We start from the raw sequence: 1,762 nt of genomic DNA, 5'->3' as shown, positions 1-1,762 counted from the left end.
ATCATTCGCAATGCCTGGCTTCTCTTTGGTGTAACCAGTGTCTTAATTCTTGGACTGTTGATTTTGACCTTATCGTTATTACGCGCCTTTCGCCAAGATCTATCCTTACTGAAAGGAGAAGCGAATACCTTTGCAGAAGACCGCCGGCAATCCGGTTATGAAGTACCGGAGCGAAATGATTTTCAACCTGTCGTCCAAGCGTTTCGGACGATGACGGCCATCATCGCCGGGTTGCTCGATCATAATGATGCCAAAACAAAAGAAATCAAGCAGAAAAAAGCGGAAATCGAGTCGCTCTTTTCACAAAATACAGATCCGATTCTTGCGATGTCATCTGACTATACGATTGTGAACGGAAACGAACGCTTTCGACAATTGACGAAAGCGACGGCCGGATGGACGATCGAAGAACTGATCCATCCGGCTGATTTGAATCGGATGCGGCGAGCGTTGAAGCAATCATTGGAAGGCCATAGTCAAACGATTCGTTGCAAGATGTTGTTCGATGAAGAAATCTTAAGCATGTTCGTCAACATCGTCCATGTCGCAAACAAAGAAGACGATACAGGCGTTGCACTTTACTTATCCTGTCATGATGAAACGGATCAGTTCCGGCGCGAAGAACGGATCACACAACTCGCACTCTTTGACATGTTGACGGGACTGTTGAATCGAAATGGCTTTGAACAAAAGATGGCAGATGCGTTGAAAGCACCTCAGCCGGGAGAACTCGTCACCATCAGCGTTCGACAATTCCGGCGGATCAACGATATTTACGGACATGGTGCAGGCGATCAGATTTTGAAAGATCTCGCCAATCGACTCAAACATCATTTCATCGGAACGGGACAAGCCGCACGAATCGGGGGAGACGAATTCGCCGTGTTGGTTGCACAACAGGATATCGTTGATTACGAGAAATTGAAGCAAGTCATCGAACACGTCTATGAGATCGATGGGGAGTATGTCAATGTCAGCATCAGTATGAGTATGGTGCGGTACCCCGATGATGCAGTAGCCGTCACGTCCTTNNTTATCTTCGGTTGATATCGCGATGCAGCATGCGAAGCAACAGACAGAAGGCGGACCGGTCTGGTTCGAATCCTGGATGAGTGCCGAGTATCTCGAATCCGTCGTCCTCGAAGGAGAACTGCGGGACGCGATCGAAAAGAACGAGCTACAATTGTTCTATCAACCACAAATCAATCTCGCGACCGGTCANNTGTGAAGCGCTCCTGCGCTGGTTCCACCCTGAACGGGGGATGATCAGTCCGGCGATCTTCATTCCGATTGCCGAACGATCGATGTTGATTGAAGAGATCGGGATGTGGGTCGTTGCCGAAACGGTCCGACAAGTCGAAGAGTGGAAGGATACGGAACTCGGAGTACTACGCGTCTCAGCGAACTTATCCGTCAAAGAACTCGTCTCCGGTCGGATCGTCGATTATCTGACTGATGTCCGAGAAGTTCATCCGGGAATCGAACAACGGATGGAACTTGAAATTACGGAATCATTCGGTGTCTTTTCAGACACACGCGTGTTTGATGCGTTACAGAAGTTGCATCAGATGGGGTATCGTCTTGCGATTGATGACTTTGGTACGGGGTATTCTTCCTTGTCGTACTTGAGTCGCTTGCCAATTCAGCGACTGAAAATTGACCGTTCGTTCATCAGTGGTCCGGATGCATGCTCGAACGCACCGCTCATCGAGACGATCATCAAGCTCGCACATACGCTGAAGTATGACGTCGTCGCTGAAGG

General features: G+C 48.9%; 2 protein-coding genes (1 of these 2 running past the window's edge). Both read left to right on the top strand.

Annotated elements, in window-relative coordinates:
• Positions 1-1,047 carry the 3' portion of a diguanylate cyclase domain-containing protein gene (locus B2751_RS04430; RefSeq protein ID WP_422653595.1) on the top strand. It extends 195 nt beyond the left edge of the window, so 1,047 of the gene's 1,242 nt are visible here — the last part of the coding sequence; its start codon lies beyond the left edge, outside the window; its stop codon occupies positions 1,045-1,047.
• Positions 1,048-1,262: 215 nt separating this feature from the next.
• Positions 1,263-1,762: EAL domain-containing protein (locus tag B2751_RS04425; RefSeq protein WP_290773096.1), on the top strand; the 500-nt coding region annotated here is incomplete at its 3' end.

The sequence above is a fragment of the Exiguobacterium sp. UBA6282 genome, from assembly GCF_002440475.1.
In the GTDB taxonomy this organism is placed as follows: Bacteria; Bacillota; Bacilli; order Exiguobacteriales; family Exiguobacteriaceae; genus Exiguobacterium_A.
This window is presented reverse-complemented; position numbering and strand designations above follow the sequence as displayed.